The sequence below is a fragment of the Variovorax sp. Root318D1 genome, from assembly GCF_001424835.1.
GTDB lineage: Bacteria > Pseudomonadota > Gammaproteobacteria > Burkholderiales > Burkholderiaceae_C > Variovorax.
In genome coordinates this window covers 212,859-229,063 of record NZ_LMCQ01000022.1, presented here as the reverse complement: position 1 = coordinate 229,063, position 16,205 = coordinate 212,859, and the positions used below count along the sequence as shown (strand labels likewise).

Annotated in this window: 14 protein-coding genes and 2 riboswitches; of the genes, 7 read left to right on the top strand and 7 right to left on the bottom strand. The window is 66.4% G+C overall.

Features of this window, described 5'->3' with window-relative positions; genetic code table 11:
• Positions 1–158: 158 nt before the first annotated feature.
• The 7 genes from ASC78_RS20850 to ASC78_RS20820 form a co-directional block, all read right to left on the bottom strand.
• Positions 159–3,818, bottom strand: coding sequence for a hydantoinase B/oxoprolinase family protein (locus ASC78_RS20850; protein ID WP_055805608.1), 3,660 nt, complete (start codon positions 3,816–3,818; stop codon positions 159–161).
• Between the two features lie 14 nt (positions 3,819–3,832).
• Entirely contained in the window at positions 3,833–4,816 is a 984-nt protein-coding gene (locus tag ASC78_RS20845) for a TRAP transporter substrate-binding protein (protein ID WP_055805604.1), read from the bottom strand.
• 41 nt (positions 4,817–4,857) lie between these two features.
• On the bottom strand, positions 4,858–6,168 hold the full coding sequence (locus ASC78_RS20840) for a TRAP transporter large permease (protein ID WP_055805603.1): 1,311 nt from the start codon (positions 6,166–6,168) through the stop codon (positions 4,858–4,860).
• A gap of 12 nt (positions 6,169–6,180) precedes the next feature.
• Positions 6,181–6,714 (bottom strand): TRAP transporter small permease, encoded by a 534-nt coding sequence (locus tag ASC78_RS20835; protein WP_443082741.1) that lies wholly within the window; start codon positions 6,712–6,714, stop codon positions 6,181–6,183.
• A gap of 79 nt (positions 6,715–6,793) precedes the next feature.
• Positions 6,794–7,759: a TRAP transporter substrate-binding protein gene (locus tag ASC78_RS20830; RefSeq protein ID WP_055805599.1), complete on the bottom strand. Its 966-nt coding sequence runs from the start codon at positions 7,757–7,759 to the stop codon at positions 6,794–6,796.
• 14 nt (positions 7,760–7,773) lie between these two features.
• Positions 7,774–8,589 carry a putative hydro-lyase gene (locus ASC78_RS20825; protein ID WP_055805596.1) on the bottom strand — a complete coding sequence of 272 codons (816 nt, stop codon included), beginning with the start codon at positions 8,587–8,589 and terminating at the stop codon, positions 7,774–7,776.
• A gap of 91 nt (positions 8,590–8,680) precedes the next feature.
• Positions 8,681–9,586 (bottom strand): LysR family transcriptional regulator, encoded by a 906-nt coding sequence (locus tag ASC78_RS20820; RefSeq protein ID WP_055805593.1) that lies wholly within the window; start codon positions 9,584–9,586, stop codon positions 8,681–8,683.
• Positions 9,587–9,686: 100 nt separating this feature from the next.
• Here ASC78_RS20820 and denD point away from each other — a divergent pair, with 100 nt between their 5' ends.
• From denD to gcvH, 7 genes are all read left to right on the top strand, one after another.
• Positions 9,687–10,703: a D-erythronate dehydrogenase gene (gene denD, locus ASC78_RS20815; RefSeq protein WP_055805591.1), complete on the top strand. Its 1,017-nt coding sequence runs from the start codon at positions 9,687–9,689 to the stop codon at positions 10,701–10,703.
• 63 nt (positions 10,704–10,766) lie between these two features.
• Positions 10,767–11,738 (top strand): TRAP transporter substrate-binding protein, encoded by a 972-nt coding sequence (locus tag ASC78_RS20810; protein ID WP_055805588.1) that lies wholly within the window; start codon positions 10,767–10,769, stop codon positions 11,736–11,738.
• Positions 11,739–11,821: 83 nt separating this feature from the next.
• Positions 11,822–12,316: a TRAP transporter small permease gene (locus tag ASC78_RS20805; protein ID WP_055805585.1), complete on the top strand. Its 495-nt coding sequence runs from the start codon at positions 11,822–11,824 to the stop codon at positions 12,314–12,316.
• Positions 12,313–13,590, top strand: coding sequence for a TRAP transporter large permease (locus ASC78_RS20800; protein WP_055805581.1), 1,278 nt, complete (start codon positions 12,313–12,315; stop codon positions 13,588–13,590). The genes ASC78_RS20805 and ASC78_RS20800 overlap by 4 nt, the downstream gene beginning before the upstream one ends.
• Positions 13,591–13,731: 141 nt before the next feature.
• Entirely contained in the window at positions 13,732–14,268 is a 537-nt protein-coding gene (locus tag ASC78_RS20795) for a hypothetical protein (RefSeq protein WP_055805579.1), read from the top strand.
• A gap of 49 nt (positions 14,269–14,317) precedes the next feature.
• Positions 14,318–14,408: riboswitch (glycine riboswitch) on the top strand.
• Positions 14,409–14,420: 12 nt separating this feature from the next.
• A riboswitch (glycine riboswitch) is annotated at positions 14,421–14,536 on the top strand.
• A 45-nt stretch (positions 14,537–14,581) separates the two neighbouring features.
• Entirely contained in the window at positions 14,582–15,754 is a 1,173-nt protein-coding gene (gcvT, locus tag ASC78_RS20790) for a glycine cleavage system aminomethyltransferase GcvT (protein WP_055805577.1), read from the top strand.
• Positions 15,755–15,795: 41 nt separating this feature from the next.
• On the top strand, positions 15,796–16,167 hold the full coding sequence (gene gcvH, locus ASC78_RS20785) for a glycine cleavage system protein GcvH (RefSeq protein ID WP_055805573.1): 372 nt from the start codon (positions 15,796–15,798) through the stop codon (positions 16,165–16,167).
• Positions 16,168–16,205: the final 38 nt, after the last annotated feature.

Below are 16,205 nucleotides of genomic sequence, written 5' to 3'. Positions count from 1 at the left end.
GCGGTCGTTCCGCTCGATCAACGACCGCTCTGCATGACGAGCACGCTGATGGGGTGCCTTGCGCAGCGAAATAAAGGGGGAGGCCGCAGGCCGGAGGACATTCGCGGAGCAAGGCACCCCGTCGGCGGGATCGCGCCCTGAACCACAGAGCGCAAACTTCAGACCGCGCCTTCGCCCCACCCGCCCCCACCAGGCGTTTCGATCACGAACACGTCCCCAGGTGCCATCTGCACTTGCCCGATGTGTTCCAACGACTCCTCCGTGCCGTCAGACCGCTCGACGCGGTTGATCCCCACTGCACCGGCCTCGCCACCCGCTCCGCCGAACGCACCGTAGAGCCGGCCGTTGCTGAGAATCGATGCCGTCATCGGCGCCAGGAATCGCACGCGCCGCACGCCGCCGTCGCCGCCGCGCCAGCGCCCTGCCCCGCCCGAACCTGTGCGCAGGCGGTAGCTGTCGAGCCGCACCGGGTAGCGGAATTCGAGCACCTCGGGGTCGGTCAGGCGTGAATTGGTCATGTGGGTCTGCACCACGCTCGTGCCGTCGAAACCGGGTCCGGCGCCAGAGCCGCCCGAGATGGTCTCGTAGTACTGGTGCTCGCCGTCGCCGAAGGTGAAGTTGTTCATGGTGCACTGGCTCGCGGCCATGACGCCCAGCGCGCCGTAGAGCGCATTGGTCACGCAGCTCGACGTTTCGACGTTGCCCGCCACCACCGCGGCCGGCGGCAGCGGGTTGAGCATGCAGCCATTCGGCACGATCACCTCGATGGGCTTCAGGCAGCCCGCGTTGAGCGGAATGTCATCGTCCACCAGCGTGCGGAACACGTACAGCACGGCCGCCATGGTGATGGCGCGCGGGGCGTTGAAGTTGTTGGCCAGTTGCGCGCTTGTGCCGGTGAAATCCACTGTGGCCGAACGCGCGACCGCATCGACCGTGACCCGCACCCGAATCTGCGCGCCGTTGTCCAGCGGCAGCGTGAACTCGCCATTCTTCAGCGCCGTGATGACGCGCCGCACCGACTCCTCGGCGTTGTCCTGTACGTGGCCCATATAGGCGGCGACGGTCTCGCGGCCGAACTGCGCCACCATGGCCTGCAGCTCCTGCACGCCCTTCTCGTTGGCGGCGATCTGCGCGCGCAGATCGGCCAGGTTCTGCTCGATGTTGCGCGACGGATGCGCGCCGCTCCCCAGCAGCGCGCGCAGCTCGGCCTCGCGCAGCCGGCCGCCTTCCACCAGCTTGAAGTTGTCGATCAGCACGCCTTCGTCGCCGATGGTGCTGGAGAACGGCGGCATCGACCCCGGCGTGATGCCGCCCACGTCGGCGTGGTGGCCGCGCGAAGCCACGTAGAACGAAGGCCGCGCATCGCCTGTTTGCAGGTACACCGGCGTCACCACCGTGATGTCGGGCAGGTGCGTACCGCCGTGGTAGGGGTCGTTCAGCACGAAGACGTCGCCAGGCTTCATGCCGGGGTTGCCGTCGATCACGGTCTTGATCGACTCGCTCATCGAGCCCAGGTGCACCGGCATGTGCGGCGCATTGGCGATGAGGTTGCCCTGCACGTCGAACAGCGCGCATGAAAAGTCGAGCCGCTCCTTGATGTTGACCGAGTAGGCCGTGTTCTGCAGCCGCAGGCCCATCTGCTCGGCGATGTTCATGAAGAGGTTGTTGAACACCTCCAGCATCACCGGGTCGGCGCTGGTGCCCATGGCCTGCGTGGCCACGCGCGGGCGCACCCGGTGCAGCTCGATGCCGGCAGCTGTGGCGCGCGCCTGCCAGCCGGGCTCGATCACGGTGGTGGCATTGCGGCCCGCGAGGATGGCGGGGCCGTCGATGGTCGCGCCGGGCGTGAGTGCCGCCTCGTCGAACAGCGCGGCGTCGCGCCAGCCGGCGGCTTTTTCGTCGGCCTCGCAATACATCCGCACGGCCGCCAGCGGCTCGGGGGAATCAAGGGCAACGTCGGCCTGAGCGGCCGGTGGCGCGCCACGTTCGCCGGCCCCCACGGCTTCGACCGTCACCGCCTCGATCACGAGTGCGCGCTCGGCCATCAGGAAGGCGAAGCGGCGTCGGTAGCCGGTTTCGAATTCGTCGCGCATCGCGGCGATGGCTTGGTTGACCGTGCCCGCCATGGGCAGCGTGCAGGCCAGCGCGGTGTCGGTGCCTTCATAGCGAAGCTGCACGCGGTGCACCAAGGCGATGACCGCATCCGCCACGCCCTGCTCGCGCAACTCGCCCTTCGCCTGCGCGGCGAGGGTGCCGGCGGCATCGCGCGCCGCGGCCAGCCCTTCTGCATCGAGCTTCCGTTCCAGCGCCAGCTCACGCATCGCCAGCTGGTCGGCCAGCCCCATGCCAAAGGCGGAGAGCACGCCCGCCAGCGGGTGCAGGTAGATGCTGCCCATGCCCAGCGCATCGGCCACCAGGCAGGCGTGCTGGCCGCCCGCGCCGCCGAAGCACTGCAGCGTGTACTGCGTGACGTCGTAGCCCCGCGCCACCGAAATGCGCTTGATCGCATTGGCCATGCTGGCGACGGCGATGCGCAGCGCGCCGCTCGCCACTTCTTCCGCGCTCACGCGTCGGCTTGTCGCTTCCGACATGCGGCGCGCCATGGCGTCGAAGCCACTCCGTGCCGCGGCCAGGTCGAGCGGCTCATCGGCGTTCGGACCGAACACACGTGGAAAGTGCGAAGGCTGGATCTTGCCGAGCAGCACGTTCGCATCGGTGGTGGTGAGCGGACCGCCGCGCCGGTAGCTGGCCGGCCCCGGGTTGGCCCCGGCCGACTCCGGCCCCACGCGCAGCCGCGCGCCGTCGAACGCGATGACCGAGCCGCCGCCCGCCGCCACCGTGTGGATGCTCATCATCGGCGCGCGCATGCGCACGCCGGCCACCTGGGTCTCGAAGGAGCGCTCGAACTCGCCGGCGTAGTGCGACACGTCGGTGGAGGTGCCGCCCATATCAAAGCCGATGACGCGCGCATGGCCGGCGTCGAGCGCGGTGCGCACCATACCGACGATGCCGCCCGCCGGGCCGGAAAGGATTGCGTCCTTGCCCTGGAAGCGGTCGGCCTGCGTGAGCCCACCCGAGCTCTGCATGAAGAACAGCGGCACGCCCGGCATCTGCCGCGACACCTGTTCCACGTAGCGCCGCAAAATCGGGCTCAGGTAGGCATCGACCACGGTGGTATCGCCGCGCGGCACCAGCTTCATGAGCGGGCTGGTCTTGTGCGACACCGACACCTGCGTGAAGCCAATGGCCCGTGCGATGCGCTCGGCTGCGAACTCGTGCGCGGTGTAACGCCAGCCATGCATGAAGACGATGGCACATGCGCGCAGGCCGGCATCGAAGGCTTCTTGCAGTGCGGTGCGCAAGGCGCCCTCGTCCAGCGGCTGCACGACGCCGCCTTGCGCATCCATGCGCTCGCATGCCTCGATCACGCGCTGGTAGAGCAGCTCGGGCAGCACGATGCGGCGGTCGAACAGCCGCGGCCGCGCCTGCGTGGCGATGCGCAGCGCATCGCGAAAGCCCGCCGTGGTGACCAGCACCGTGGGCTCGCCCTTGCGCTCCAGCAGCGCGTTGGTGGCCACCGTGGTGCCCATCTTCACGCACTCGACACGCTCGGGAGTGACGGGCTCGCCCGGCTTGAGTTTCAGCAGGCGGCGGATGCCTTCGACGGCGGCATCCTTGTATTGCTCGGGGTTCTCGGACAGCAGCTTGAGCGTGTGCAGCTCGCCCTGGGGGTCGCGGCCGACCAGGTCGGTGAAGGTGCCTCCGCGGTCGATCCAGAACTGCCAGCGGTTGCCGAGGGGGGTGGGTTGGTCTTGCATGGTGGGGTGGTCGCTCAGCGTTTGCTGTCGACGTAGTAGGGAACAAAGATGCGGTTGGCCTCGTTGCCGACCGAGCGCACCCATTCGAGCGAGAACTTCTCGCCCATGCGCTTGAGGTCGGCCTCGAAATCCGGCGGAACGCGACCGACCTGGAGGCCTCGGCTGCGCAATTCGTTGGTGGCGTCGGCGGCGGCAGCCTGGCTCAGGGCCCATCCGCGCGTCTCGGCTTCCTGCCCGGCGGCCAGCAGCATCTGCTGCAGATCGGGTGCAAGCGCCTCGAAGGCCTTCCGGTTGACGAAAACGATGTTCTTCGGATACCAGGCATTGATCTCGTAGTAATACTTCGCGCGGCCCCACACCTGGTTCTCCACGCCGGTGACCGCCGAGGTGATCATGCTGGTGATGCGGCCGGTGGCGAGCGCCTGGTTGACCTCGACCATCGGCACGTCGACCGGCGTTGCGCCGAGCAGCTCGGCAATGCGTTCGGTGGTCTGGTTGTAGGTGCGCATGCGCGCCCCGCGGAAGTCGGCTGTCGTACGCACCGGCGTGTCGGTGTAGAGCCCCTGTGGCGGCCACGGAACGGCATAGAGTGCCTGGAGGCCACGTGCCGCGAAGTGCTGGTCGATCAGCGGCCGCTGCAGCGTCCACATGCGCCTTGCGTCGGCGTAGCTGCCCACCACGAACGGAATGGCGTCGGCCCCGGCGATCGGGATCTCCTTCACCATGCTGGTCATGATGGTCTCGCCGGCCTGCACCTTGCCGTCCTGCACCGCCTGCCGTATGTCCGCCAGCTTCACCAGCGCGTTGTTCGGCTTCACTTCGATGCGCAGGCGGCCTGCGCTGGCGCGTGCCAGGTCGGCCGCCATGCGCTCGATGTTCTGCGTGTGGAACGATTCGGCGCGGTAGCCGGTGGCCAGCTGCCATTGGACGGCAGTTTGCGCCAGGCAAGGCTGTCCCGACGCGGCTGCGAATGCAGCCGCGATCCAGATGTGCTTCATGCGGATCCCCTAAAAGCGCAGCGGGTGGCGTTGCGGGTGCATCACTTCGCCGGCCCCATCACCAGGTCAGGCACGATCGTCACGATCTGCGGGAACACGGTGATCAACCCGATGCAGACCACCAGGCAAAGGAAGAACGGGATCGCGGCCCGCGCGATGCGGTTGCTGTCCTTGCCGGTCATGTTCTGCAGCACGAAGAGATTGAAGCCCACGGGCGGCGTGACTTCGGCAATCTCCACCAGCAGGATCACGAAGATGCCGAACCAGATGAGATCGAAGCCGGCCTTCTGGATCATGGGCAGCACCACGGCGGCGGTCAGCACGATCATGCTGATGCCATCCAGCGCCGTGCCGAGCACCAGGTACACCAGCACCAGGCAGGCAATCAACGCGTAGGGCGACAGGTGCATCGAATTGACCCACTCGGCCAGCTCGCGCGGGATGCCAGTGAAGGCCATGGTCTTGGTCAGGAAGGCCGCACCCGCGAGGATGAACATGATCATGCAGCTCGTGCGCGCCGATCCGAAGAGGCCTTCCTTGAAGTTGCTCCATGTGAGCGAGCGGCTCCAGGCTGCCAGGGCCAGCGCGCCGACCACGCCGTAGGCAGCGCACTCGGTGGCCGTGGCCCAGCCCGCCACCAGCGACCAGCAGATGAAAACGATCAGCAATGCGCAGGGGATCAGGTTCTTGGAAAGGCGCAGCTTTTCGCGCAGGCTGGTCGGCGGCTCTTCCGCGGGCATCAGTGCCTTGTTGCGCAGTGCCCACCAGGCGATGTAGGCGCAGAACAGGAACATCAGCACCAGGCCGGGCAGGAAGCCTGCCAGGAAGATGCGAATGATCGACGCATCGGCGGCCACCGCGTAGACCACCATGGTGATCGACGGCGGGATCAGGATGCCCAGCGTGCCTGCCGTGGCCAGCGAGCCGATGGCGATGTTCTCGTCGTAGCCGCGCTTCTTCAGCTCGGGCAGGGAGACTTTGGCAATCGTCGCGCAAGTCGCGGCGGACGAGCCAGACACCGAGCCGAAGATGCCGCAGCCCAGAATCGTGGTGTGGAACAGCCGCCCCGGGATTCGGCCAAGCCAGGGCGCCAGGCCGGTGAACATTTCCTGGCTGAGCTTGGTGCGAAACAGGATCTCGCCCATCCAGATGAACAGCGGCAGCGCCGCCAGCTCCCAGCTGGCGTTGCTTTCCCAGAAAGCCGAGAACAGGTTCAGGCCGGGCTGGCTGGTCGTGAAGAAGGCCTGGCCGACCCAGCCGCAGATCGCCAGCGTCATGGCAATCCAGACACCGCCGGACAGCATGAGCAGCATCAGCAACAGGAGAATGGCACCGACGGTGAGGATGTCCATGATCGTGGCCTTTCAGAGATCCGAAGAGAAGTCGCCCTGCGCGTGGCGTTCTTCCACCAGCCGCACATAGGTCGGAATGCCGCCGCGGGCAACGATCAGGAACTCGTCGACCAGTGCGATCAGAAACAGGACCGAGCCGATGGCAAAGCTCATCTGCGGAATCCAGATCGGTAGCGCCCAGAGCCCCTGCGCCAGCTCGTTGAACTGCCAGCTCTCGAACGTGAACCGGCAGGCCCACCAGGCGAGGTATCCCATCGCGACGCAAGCCACCGCGAGGCAGACCAGTTCGAAGCGGCGCCGGTTGGGCGCGGAGAGCTTTTCCAGCACCAGCGTGACCCGCACGAAGTCGCCGTGCTTGAAGGCATGGGCCATCGTCATGAAGGCCGCGGCGGCGCAGAGCCACGACACCACATCGGTGATGGCGCCGGTCTGAAAGCCGAACTGCCGCCCCAGGGTCTGGACCACCATCAGGATGCAGATGAGCGCGATGCAGCCCGCGCCCAATGCGCCAGCCACCAAGTAGATGCGGTCGAGCGCGCGCCGCAGCGCATGCGGCGCCGCCGTCGGGGTGGCGGCAATGCCGTCCAAGGGGGTGGCCATATCGGCGGTCAGCGACATGTGGCGCTCACTTCCGGGAGTAGGCGTCGATGACCGCCTGGCCATCGGCACCGGCCAGCTTGATCCAGTCGGCCGTCATGCGGTCACCGATGACCTTGAGCTCCTTCTTCAAGCCTTCGGCGCCGACGTCGACGGTCATGCCCCGGGCGGCAAGCTCTTTGATGTACTCCTCGTTCTTCTGCTCGCTGAGCTTCCAGCCGCGCTGCTCGGAGGCCGCGGCCTGTTGCAGCACCGCGTCCTGCGTCGCCTTGTCCAGGGCATCGAACGCCTTCTGGTTGACCACCACCGCGTTGCGCGGCAGCCAGGCTGCCACGCCGTAGAAGTACTTGATGCTCTCGTACAACTTGCTGTCCACGCCGCTCGCGCTGGACGTGAGGAAGTTGTCCACGCCGCCCGTGGCCAGTGCGGCCGGCAGCTCGGCCAGCTGGATCGTCACCGGCTGTGCACCCACGGCCGTCGCGATGTACGAGGTGGCCGGGTTGTAGGCGCGCATCTTGGTGCGGTTGAGATCCTTGAGGGTCGCCACCGGCTTGGTGGAGTACAGGCTCTGCGGTGGCCACGGCACCGTGTAGAGGAGCTTGACGCCCTGCGCGGCCAGCGTCTTCACCAGCAGCGGCCGGGAGGCTTCGTCCAGCCGTTTCGATTCTGCATAGCTCGTGGCCAGGAACGGAATCGAATCGATGCCGAACACCGGCGCTTCGTTCGAGGCGCCCGACAGGATGAGTTCGCCGGCCGGCACCTGGGCCGACTGCACGGCGCGCTTGATTTCGTTCGCCTTGAAGAGCGAGGCATTGGCATGCACCGCGATCTTGAGCTTGCCGCCAGTGGCCTTCTCGACGCCTTCGGCGAACTGCTGCAGGTTCTGCACCGGGAACGTGTTGACGCCGTAGCCGGACGGAAGATCCCATTTGACCTGGGCGGAGGCGGTGCCTGCAGCCGCGACAGCGGCCAGGATGAGCATGAGTTTTTTCATCGGGGGTTCCTAGTTCAGAAGCTGGCGAGTTGATGGTTGAAAAGATCGGTGATGAGCATCGCGCCCGGAGCGTGAGTGATGCAGAACGCGAGGCGGGCCTGCGCGATGGCTGCCTGGGGCGTGACGCCGCAGGCCCAGAACACGGGCAGCTCGCCGGGCATGACCTCCACTGCGTCGCCGTAGTCGGGATCGGCGAGCGAGCGGATGCCGATCAGCGCCGGATCGCCGATGTGCACCGGCGCCCCGTGCACGGCCGGAAAGCGTGAGGTGATCTGCACTGCGCGAATCGCATCGGCCGCGCGCAGCGGGCGCATCGAGACCACCATCGGCCCATGGAAAGGACCAGCGGGCGTGGTGGCCACCGAGGTGCGGTACATCGCCACGTTGCGGCCTTGCTCGACGTGGCGCAGCGCGATGCCCTCGACCATCAGCGCATGCTCGAAAGTGAAGGAGCAGCCGATGACGAAGCTCACCAGGTCGTCGCTCCAGAGCGCGCGAACGTCGGTCGGCTCGTCCACCAGCATGCCGTCACGCCACACGCGGTAGCGCGGCAGGTCGGTGCGAATGTCGATGTCTTCGCCAAGCGCCGGCAGCGCCGGGTCACCGGCCTCCGACACGCCGAGCAGCGGGCACGGCTTGGGGTTGGCTTGGCAAAAGCGCAAAAAGTCGGCGGCGTGCGCCCGCGGCAGGATCACGAGATTGCCCTGCACGTGGGCACTCGCGAGCCCGCTGGTGTGGGTGCGGAGCGCACCGCTGCGGCAGGCTTGGCGCACGGCCTGCGCACTGCTGCCGGGGCCAGGCTGTTCTTCGAGCGACGGAGAGTTCGACATTTGGCGTTCTTGATGCCCGATGCATCGCTTTGATGTGATGCGCCGGATTGTGGGAATCCGCGCTCACGAACGCCAACGCAAAGTTTCTTGCTTAGTTCATCGATTTTTTCGATGACCCCGGCCGGTGCGAGGCATGCACCACGGCAGAGCCCAGCGCGGCCTCCGGCAACGGGGACGAGGGATCGTCGCGGTAGCTCGCGTAGATGGGCAAGGGCTCCAGCGTGTCGTCGCAGGGCAGCACGCGCAGCGGCAGGCGCCGTGCCAGCGGCTCGACCACGGCGCGCGGCAGCGTGGCCACGCCGAAGCCCGCCTCCACCAGCTGCGCCATCGCCGAAATCGATGAGATCGCGTGCACGCGCGGCGGCGGGCTGCCGGCTTCGCGAAACAGTTCGAGCAGCGCCACGTGCGGCTGCGAGCCGCGCTGAAAGGTCAGCAGGTCGAGCGAGAGCAGGTCCGGCAGGCGGTAGCGCCGCTTCAGGTGCAGTTCGCGGTGGCCGACGAAGCACATGGGCATCGGCGGCACGGCGCGCGTGCGCACGCCGTCGCCGGCGGCCGGCAGCGCGGCAAACACCAGATCCTGCTTGCCTCGCTGCAGCTGGTCGACCAGCACGGGCGTGGTTTCGACGGTGAGCTCCAGCTCGAAGTCCGGATACGTCGCCTGCATGTGCTTGAGCCAGCCGGTGAGCCAGCTGTGCACCACCGATTCGATGGCCCCCACGCGCAGCACGGCCTCCCGCACCGCACCCGAACCCATCTCGGCCTTGATGTGCATCTGCATTTCGAGCAGCTTCTGCGCAAAGGCGTGAAAGCGCTGCCCCGCCACGGTGAGGCGGAATTGCTTGTCGCGCCGGTCGAGCAGCAGCACGCCCAGCTCGCGCTCGAGCGCTGCAATGCGGCTGGAGAGCGCCGACTGCGTGATGTGCAGCTTCTCGGCGGCACGAGTGACGCTCTTGAGCGCCACGGCCCAGTGAAAGGCTTCAACGAATCGCAGGTTCATCGTTTTCCGGTCGCCCGGTTCCTTGAGTGCGCGAGCCGCGAGTGTCGCCTGAGCGGGGCGTCGTGCTGCGCTATCCTCGTTGCAGAAGGAGACAAGACACATGCAGATCGTCATCACTGGCGGCGCCGGCTTTGTGGGGGCTCGCCTTGCCCGAACGCTGCTGAAGCAGGGGCAGCTTTCGCTCGCGGGCGCACCGGCCCGGACCATTTCGCGCATCACGCTGGTCGACCGCGCCTTGCCGCCGGCCGATCTTGCGGCCGACGCGCGCATTGCCAGCGCGCTCGGCGACCTGAACGAACAACTCGCATCGCCCGATGCAGCGCTCTGGCGCGAAGCCTACGCCATCTTCCATCTGGCCGCCGCGGTCAGCGGCGAATGCGAGGCCGACTTCGACCTGGGCATGCGCAGCAACTTTGCCGCCACGCATGCCCTGCTCGAGAAGGCGCGCGCCGTGGGCACACGGCCGATGGTGGTGTTTGCCAGCTCGCTGGCCGTGTTCGGCGATTCGCCCGAGCAGCCCTTGCCGCCGGTGATCGAAGACCACACGCTGCCAACGCCACAGACGAGCTATGGCATTCAGAAATTCATCGGCGAGCAACTGGTGGCCGACTACACACGCAAGGGCTTCATCCGCGGCCGCAGCGTGCGGCTGATGACGGTGAGCGTGCGTCCCGGCCGCCCCAACGGCGCGGCATCGGGCTTTTTCAGCGGCATGATCCGCGAACCGCTCGCGGGCATTCGCGCCGCCTGCCCGGTGCCCGACGAAACGCCCGTGGCCATCGCGTCGCCCGCGCGCACCGTCGAAGGCATCCTCCGCGCGGCGGAAGCCGGAGACGCCGAATGGGGCCCGCGCACTGCGCTCAACCTGCCCTCGCTTTCCACCACGGTGGGAGAGATGGCCGCTGCGCTCGAACGCGTGGCCGGCAAGGCCGCCACCGACCTGCTCGACCGCACGCCCGATCCGGCCATCCAGCGCATCGTGAAAACCTGGCCCGGACGCTTCCAAACCGCGCGCGCCAGGCGCCTCGGGCTTTCGGCGGATGCCAATTTCGAGGCGGTGATTCGCGACTACGTCCGTGAAAATCCCGACGCAGTCGAATTGGTTATTGCGGCATAGTCATCGGCTGCGCGCGAAGCCGACGCCTCGCGACACCCCCGTTCCATCTCAGGAGACAGAAGAATGAAATTGACCCGACTGGCCGCCGGCCTGGTTTTGGGCATGGGCATGGCCTGCACCGCCTTTGCGCAGACCACCATGAAGATCAGCATTTCGACCGCGCAGAACTCGCACCAGGGCGTCGCGATCGACGTCTTTGCCAAGGAAGTCGAGAAGCGCACCGGGGGCCGCTACAAGGTCCAGACCTTCTACAGCGGCGCGCTGGGCGGCGAACGCGAGTCGATCGAGGCCGTACAGCTCGGCACCCAGGAACTGGCGCTCTCCTCGACCGGCCCGGTGCCGAACTTCGTGCCGGAGACCAAGATCCTCGACGTGCCGTTCCTGTTCCGCGACAAGGCCCATGCACGCGCCGTGCTCGACGGCCCGATCGGCCAGGACCTGCTGACCAAGTTCGACGCCAAGGGCTTCAAGGCGCTGGCCTGGGCGGAGAACGGCTTCCGCCACATGACCAACAGCAAGCGCGACGTGAAGGCACCCGAAGACCTCAAGGGCCTGAAGATGCGCACCATGGAAAACCCGGTGCACATCGCGGCCTACAAGACCTTCGGCATCGTCACCACGCCGATGGCCTTCCCCGAAGTCTTCACCGCCTTGCAGCAAGGCACGGTCGACGGCCAGGAGAACCCGCTGTCGGTCATCATCGCGGCCAAGTTCGACCAAGTGCAAAAGCACCTGTCGCTCACCGGCCACGTCTACTCGCCCTGCATCTTCCTGATGAACAAGGCCTCGTTCGACAAGCTCAGCGCCGCCGACAAGCAGGCCTTCCTCGAGGCCGCGAAAGAAGGCACCAAGGCCAACCGTGCGCGCGTGGACGAAGACGATGCCAAGGGCGTGGCCGACCTGCGCGCCAAGGGCATGACGGTGATCGACAACGTCGACAAGACCAAGTTCGTTGCGGCCCTGGCGCCGGTGAATGCGCAGTTCGAAAAGGACTTCGGCAAAGCCAATCTCGACAAGATCCGCAACTACAAGTAAACCGGCGGCCGTCGCCCCGACGGCACGCCCCCGCCCGCCCGGATCGGTCCGGCGGGCTTTTTTTGTTTTGAAGACAGGTGCAGATGAAAGAAAAATTTCTCGGCATCGAGCGCTGGACCACCGGCTTCTCGATGATCGCCGCCTGCGTGATGCTGGTTATCGCCTCCGGGTTGGGCGTGTTCCAGATCGTCACGCGTTTCGTGCTCGAACAACCCGCTGAGTGGAGCGAAATCCTGATCCGCATGAGCCTGATCTGGATGGTGTTCCTCGGCATTCCGATGGCCTTTCGCCAAGGCGCGATGGTGAGCGTGGACGTGCTCTACCGCTGGAGTCCGCCACGCGTCAAGCGCGTGCTCGACGCCGTGGTCAGCATCGCCGCCTTGGCACTGATGCTGGTCATTCTCTGGTGGGGTTGGGACTACGCGATGCGCGGCCGCGTGCAGTCGATGGCCGGGCTCGAAAGCCTGTCGATGATGTGGTCGTACCTGGCGCTGCCGGTCGGTTCCCTTTTCTGCCTTTTTGGCATCGTTGGTAATTTTCTCGATCCCAAGCGGCTCGAACTGGAGACCGCGCAATGACGCCCGTGATGGTTGCAACGATGGTGCTGTGTTTTGCACTGTCGGTTTCGGTGGCGGTGTCCATCGGGCTCGCGTCGATCCTGGGCATTCAGGTGGCCAACGTCAACATGCTGATCTCCGTGAAGGAGATGTTCAACTCGATCAACAAGTTTCCGCTGGCGGCCATTCCGTTCTTCATCCTGGCCGGCAACCTGATGGAAACCGGCGGCATCTCGCGCCGGCTGGTCGAATTTGCCAAGAGCATCGTGGGCGGCGTGCAAGGCGGCCTGCCCATGACCTGCGTGCTCACCTGCATGATCTTCGCGGCGGTGTCGGGCTCGTCGGTCGCCACCACCTTTGCCATTGGCGCCATTTTGATTCCGGCGCTCATCAAGCACGGCTATCCCACCGCCTACGCGGCGGCGCTGCAGGCCACGAGCGCTGAGCTGGGCGTGATCATTCCGCCCTCGATCCCGATGATTCTCTACGGCGTGAGCGCCGAAGTGTCGATCGGCGAGCTCTTCATTGCGGGCTTCGGTCCCGGCATTCTCATCAGCCTGGCGCTGATGCTGTTCGTCTGGATCTACTGCAAGTGGCGCGGCTGGGGCAAGAACGACGGCGACGGCCGCATGCCTTTTGGCAAGGCAACGTGGCAGGCCGGCTGGGCGCTGCTGATGCCCGTGATCATTCTGGGCGGCATCTACGGCGGCATCTTCACGCCCACCGAAGCCTCGGCGGTGGCGGTGTTCTATGCGCTGGTGGTGGGCGTGGTGATCTACCGCGAGATCAAGCCGAAAGACCTGTACCTCATCCTGCGCAAGTCGGTGCTGTCGTCGGCGGTGATCATGTTCATCATCGCCAACGCGGGGCTCTTCGCGTTCCTGATCACGCGCGCGGGCGTGCCCGACGCCATCGGCCACTGGCTGCAAGAAGTGCTGAAATCGCCCGCGATGTTCCTTTTGGGCGTGAACGCGGCGCTGTTCATCATCGGCATGTTCATCGAGACCAGCGCGGCCATCATCGTGCTCGCGCCCATCCTCGCGCCGGTTGCCGTGCACTTCGGGATCGACCCGGTGCACTTCGGGCTCATCATGGTGGTGAACCTCGCGCTCGGCATGATCACCCCGCCCTTTGGCGTGAACCTGTTCGCGGCCTGTACGGTGGCGCGCATCTCGCTCGACCGGATCGTGACGTACCTGGTGCCGTTCGTGCTCGTGATCCTGGCGTGCCTGATGGTGATTACCTACGTGCCGTGGATATCGCTGGCGCTGCGCGACCTGGTTTACGCCAAGTAGCCGGCGCGGCATCGACAAGACGGGCAGCCTTCACCGGGCTGCCCTTTTTTTTGTTTACGGACCTGTAGTGCAAAGGTTTCACAAAGATGTCACGGGCTGCAACGATGCTTCAGGCCTCGATTTCCGAAAAGCTGTTGCGCCATGTTTCCCACCAAGACCGACAAGGCACGCGACGAACTGCAAAGCGGCCAGCGCACGCTCAGCCAGCGCGAACGCGCATTGCTGCTGATGGCCGACGGCCGGCGTTCGCTGACCGACTTCAGCCCGATGTTCGCAAACCGCGGTGAAGCCGAGCAGGCATTGCACGCATTGATGAGCCGCGGCTACCTGCACTATCCACAAGCGGCGGTGCCCTCTGCCACCGCGGCGCCCAACGACCGCGTTGCCGAACCGCCTCAGGCCGCCACCTCCGCCGACCATTTCGACGGCAAGCGCTCGCTGGCCACCACCCGGATGTTCCTGTTCGACATCTGCGAACGCATGTTCGTGCGGCGCGACCCCAGGTTTGCGATGCAGATGCGCGACGCACTGCGCGAAGCCCGCGACCGCGACGCCATGCTGACGATCGCCGCACTGATGCTCACCGAGGTCGAGAAAAGCGCCGGTACGGAACGAGCCGAATCGCTGCGCGAGCGTATCGAGAGGTTACTTCCGCTCGCCTCCGAAACCGTCCACTGAGCCCGCAAAACTCGTCGGCAGGGGACCCGGGCGCCGCGATCCACTACACTCCCCATGGTCAGGAGAGAGCTTCGCCATGCGAGGCCGCCGAAGGCGCAGGGGTTTCCCGAACGCTCAGGCAAAAGGACTGACAAGGCGCTGGCGGATGCCGGCGTTTCCTTGCTGGAGAGAGGCTGTCGCCCGCATCAACGCGATGCGGCAGCCCACCGAAGGAGCAAACCCCGATCGTGGGGCGAATCTCTCAGGTAAAGCGGACAGCAGGGGTGGCCCATGGCTTGCGCCATGGAATTCGACTGCCCCTTTGGAGTGCCCCGTGGCCGCTTCCACTTCATCCGACGCCCAATTGCTCAAGACGCCCCTGCACGACCTGCACGTGGAACTCGGCGCCCGCATGGTGCCATTTGCCGGCTATTCGATGCCGGTGCAGTACCCCGCCGGCCTCATGGCCGAGCACAAGCACACGCGCGATGCCGCCGGGCTGTTCGACATTTCGCACATGGGCCAGCTGCGCCTGGTGGGCCCTGACGCCGCGGCCGCCTTCGAAACCCTGATGCCCGTCGACGTGACCGACCTCGCGCCCGGCAAGCAGCGCTACGGCCTGTTGCTGAACGACGACGGCGGCATCCTGGACGACCTGATGTTCTTCAACGAAGGGCACGGCTCGATCTTCGTGATCGTCAACGGCGCCTGCAAGGTGACCGACCTCGCCCACATCCAGCAGAAGATCGGCGCGCGCTGCGATGTGCAGCCCATGCCCGACCACGCGCTGCTCGCGCTGCAGGGGCCGCAGGCGGCCACGGTGCTGGCTAGGCTGTCGCCCGGCATCGAGCGCTTCGTCTTCATGACCGGCGGCGCGGTGCAGATCGGCGGCATCCCCGCCTTTGCCACCCGCAGCGGCTACACCGGCGAAGACGGCTTCGAGATCTCGGTGGCCGGCAAGGATGCCGACGCGCTCGCCCGCCTGCTGCTGGCCCAGCCCGAGGTCAAGCCCGTCGGCCTGGGTGCGCGCAATTCGCTGCGGCTGGAAGCCGGGCTCTGCCTCTACGGCAACGACATCGACACCACCACCACGCCCGTCGAGGCCTCGCTCAACTGGGCCATCCAGAAGGTGCGCCGCACGGGTGGCGCGCGCGAAGGCGGCTTTCCGGGCGCGGCCAAGGTCCTGGCCCAGCTCGTCGCCGCCACGGCCGGCGCTGCGGGCCGCACCGACCACCACACCCTGAAGCGTCGGCGCGTCGGCCTCGTGGCACTGGAGCGCATTCCGGTGCGCGACGGCACGGTGCTGCAGTCGTTCGAAGGCCACGACATCGGCTTTGTCACGAGCGGCCTGCTCGGCCCCACGGCCGACCGCCCTATCGCCATGGGCTACGTGGCCACCGCATTTTCAGAACCTGGCACCCGCGTGCAGGCCATCGTGCGCGGCAAGCCAGTTCCGATGGAAGTCTCGACCCTGCCCTTCGTGCCCACCCGCTACTACCGCGGCTAGGCTCGGCATCCCCGATCATTTTTTCCACGAGGAGTTTTTTCATGAGCATCAAGTACACCAAGGACCACGAATGGGTCTCGGCCGAAGGCGGCGCAGCCACTGTCGGCATCACCGTGCACGCACAGGACGCACTGGGCGACGTGGTGTTTGTCGACCTGCCCGAAGTCGGCAAGACCTTTGCCCAGGGTGAAGTGGCAGGTGTCGTCGAATCGGTCAAGGCCGCGGCCGATGTGTTCATGCCCGTGTCGGGCGAGATCACCGAAGTGAACGAAGCCCTGCGCGCCGATCCCTCGCTCGCCAACACCGACCCGCTGGCCGCCGGCTGGTTCTTCAAGGTCAAGCTCAGCGAACCCGCGCAGCTCGATGCATTGCTGGACGCCGCAAGCTACGACAAGTTCGCCGCCGAGTCCTGATCCGCCGAGTTCGCAAGCCGCCTTTCTTCATTCCCGAT

Excerpts from the sequence above, each read along its gene's own strand:
- ASC78_RS20850 (WP_055805608.1), bottom strand. The coding sequence starts at position 3,818 with ATGCAAGACCAACCCACCCCCCTCGGCAACCGCTGGCAGTTCTGGATC.
- ASC78_RS20845 (WP_055805604.1), bottom strand. The coding sequence starts at position 4,816 with ATGAAGCACATCTGGATCGCGGCTGCATTCGCAGCCGCGTCGGGACAG.
- ASC78_RS20840 (WP_055805603.1), bottom strand. The coding sequence starts at position 6,168 with ATGGACATCCTCACCGTCGGTGCCATTCTCCTGTTGCTGATGCTGCTC.
- ASC78_RS20830 (WP_055805599.1), bottom strand. The coding sequence starts at position 7,759 with ATGAAAAAACTCATGCTCATCCTGGCCGCTGTCGCGGCTGCAGGCACC.
- ASC78_RS20825 (WP_055805596.1), bottom strand. The coding sequence starts at position 8,589 with ATGTCGAACTCTCCGTCGCTCGAAGAACAGCCTGGCCCCGGCAGCAGT.
- ASC78_RS20820 (WP_055805593.1), bottom strand. The coding sequence starts at position 9,586 with ATGAACCTGCGATTCGTTGAAGCCTTTCACTGGGCCGTGGCGCTCAAG.
- denD (WP_055805591.1), top strand. The coding sequence starts at position 9,687 with ATGCAGATCGTCATCACTGGCGGCGCCGGCTTTGTGGGGGCTCGCCTT.
- ASC78_RS20810 (WP_055805588.1), top strand. The coding sequence starts at position 10,767 with ATGAAATTGACCCGACTGGCCGCCGGCCTGGTTTTGGGCATGGGCATG.
- ASC78_RS20805 (WP_055805585.1), top strand. The coding sequence starts at position 11,822 with ATGAAAGAAAAATTTCTCGGCATCGAGCGCTGGACCACCGGCTTCTCG.
- ASC78_RS20800 (WP_055805581.1), top strand. The coding sequence starts at position 12,313 with ATGACGCCCGTGATGGTTGCAACGATGGTGCTGTGTTTTGCACTGTCG.
- ASC78_RS20795 (WP_055805579.1), top strand. The coding sequence starts at position 13,732 with ATGTTTCCCACCAAGACCGACAAGGCACGCGACGAACTGCAAAGCGGC.
- gcvH (WP_055805573.1), top strand. The coding sequence starts at position 15,796 with ATGAGCATCAAGTACACCAAGGACCACGAATGGGTCTCGGCCGAAGGC.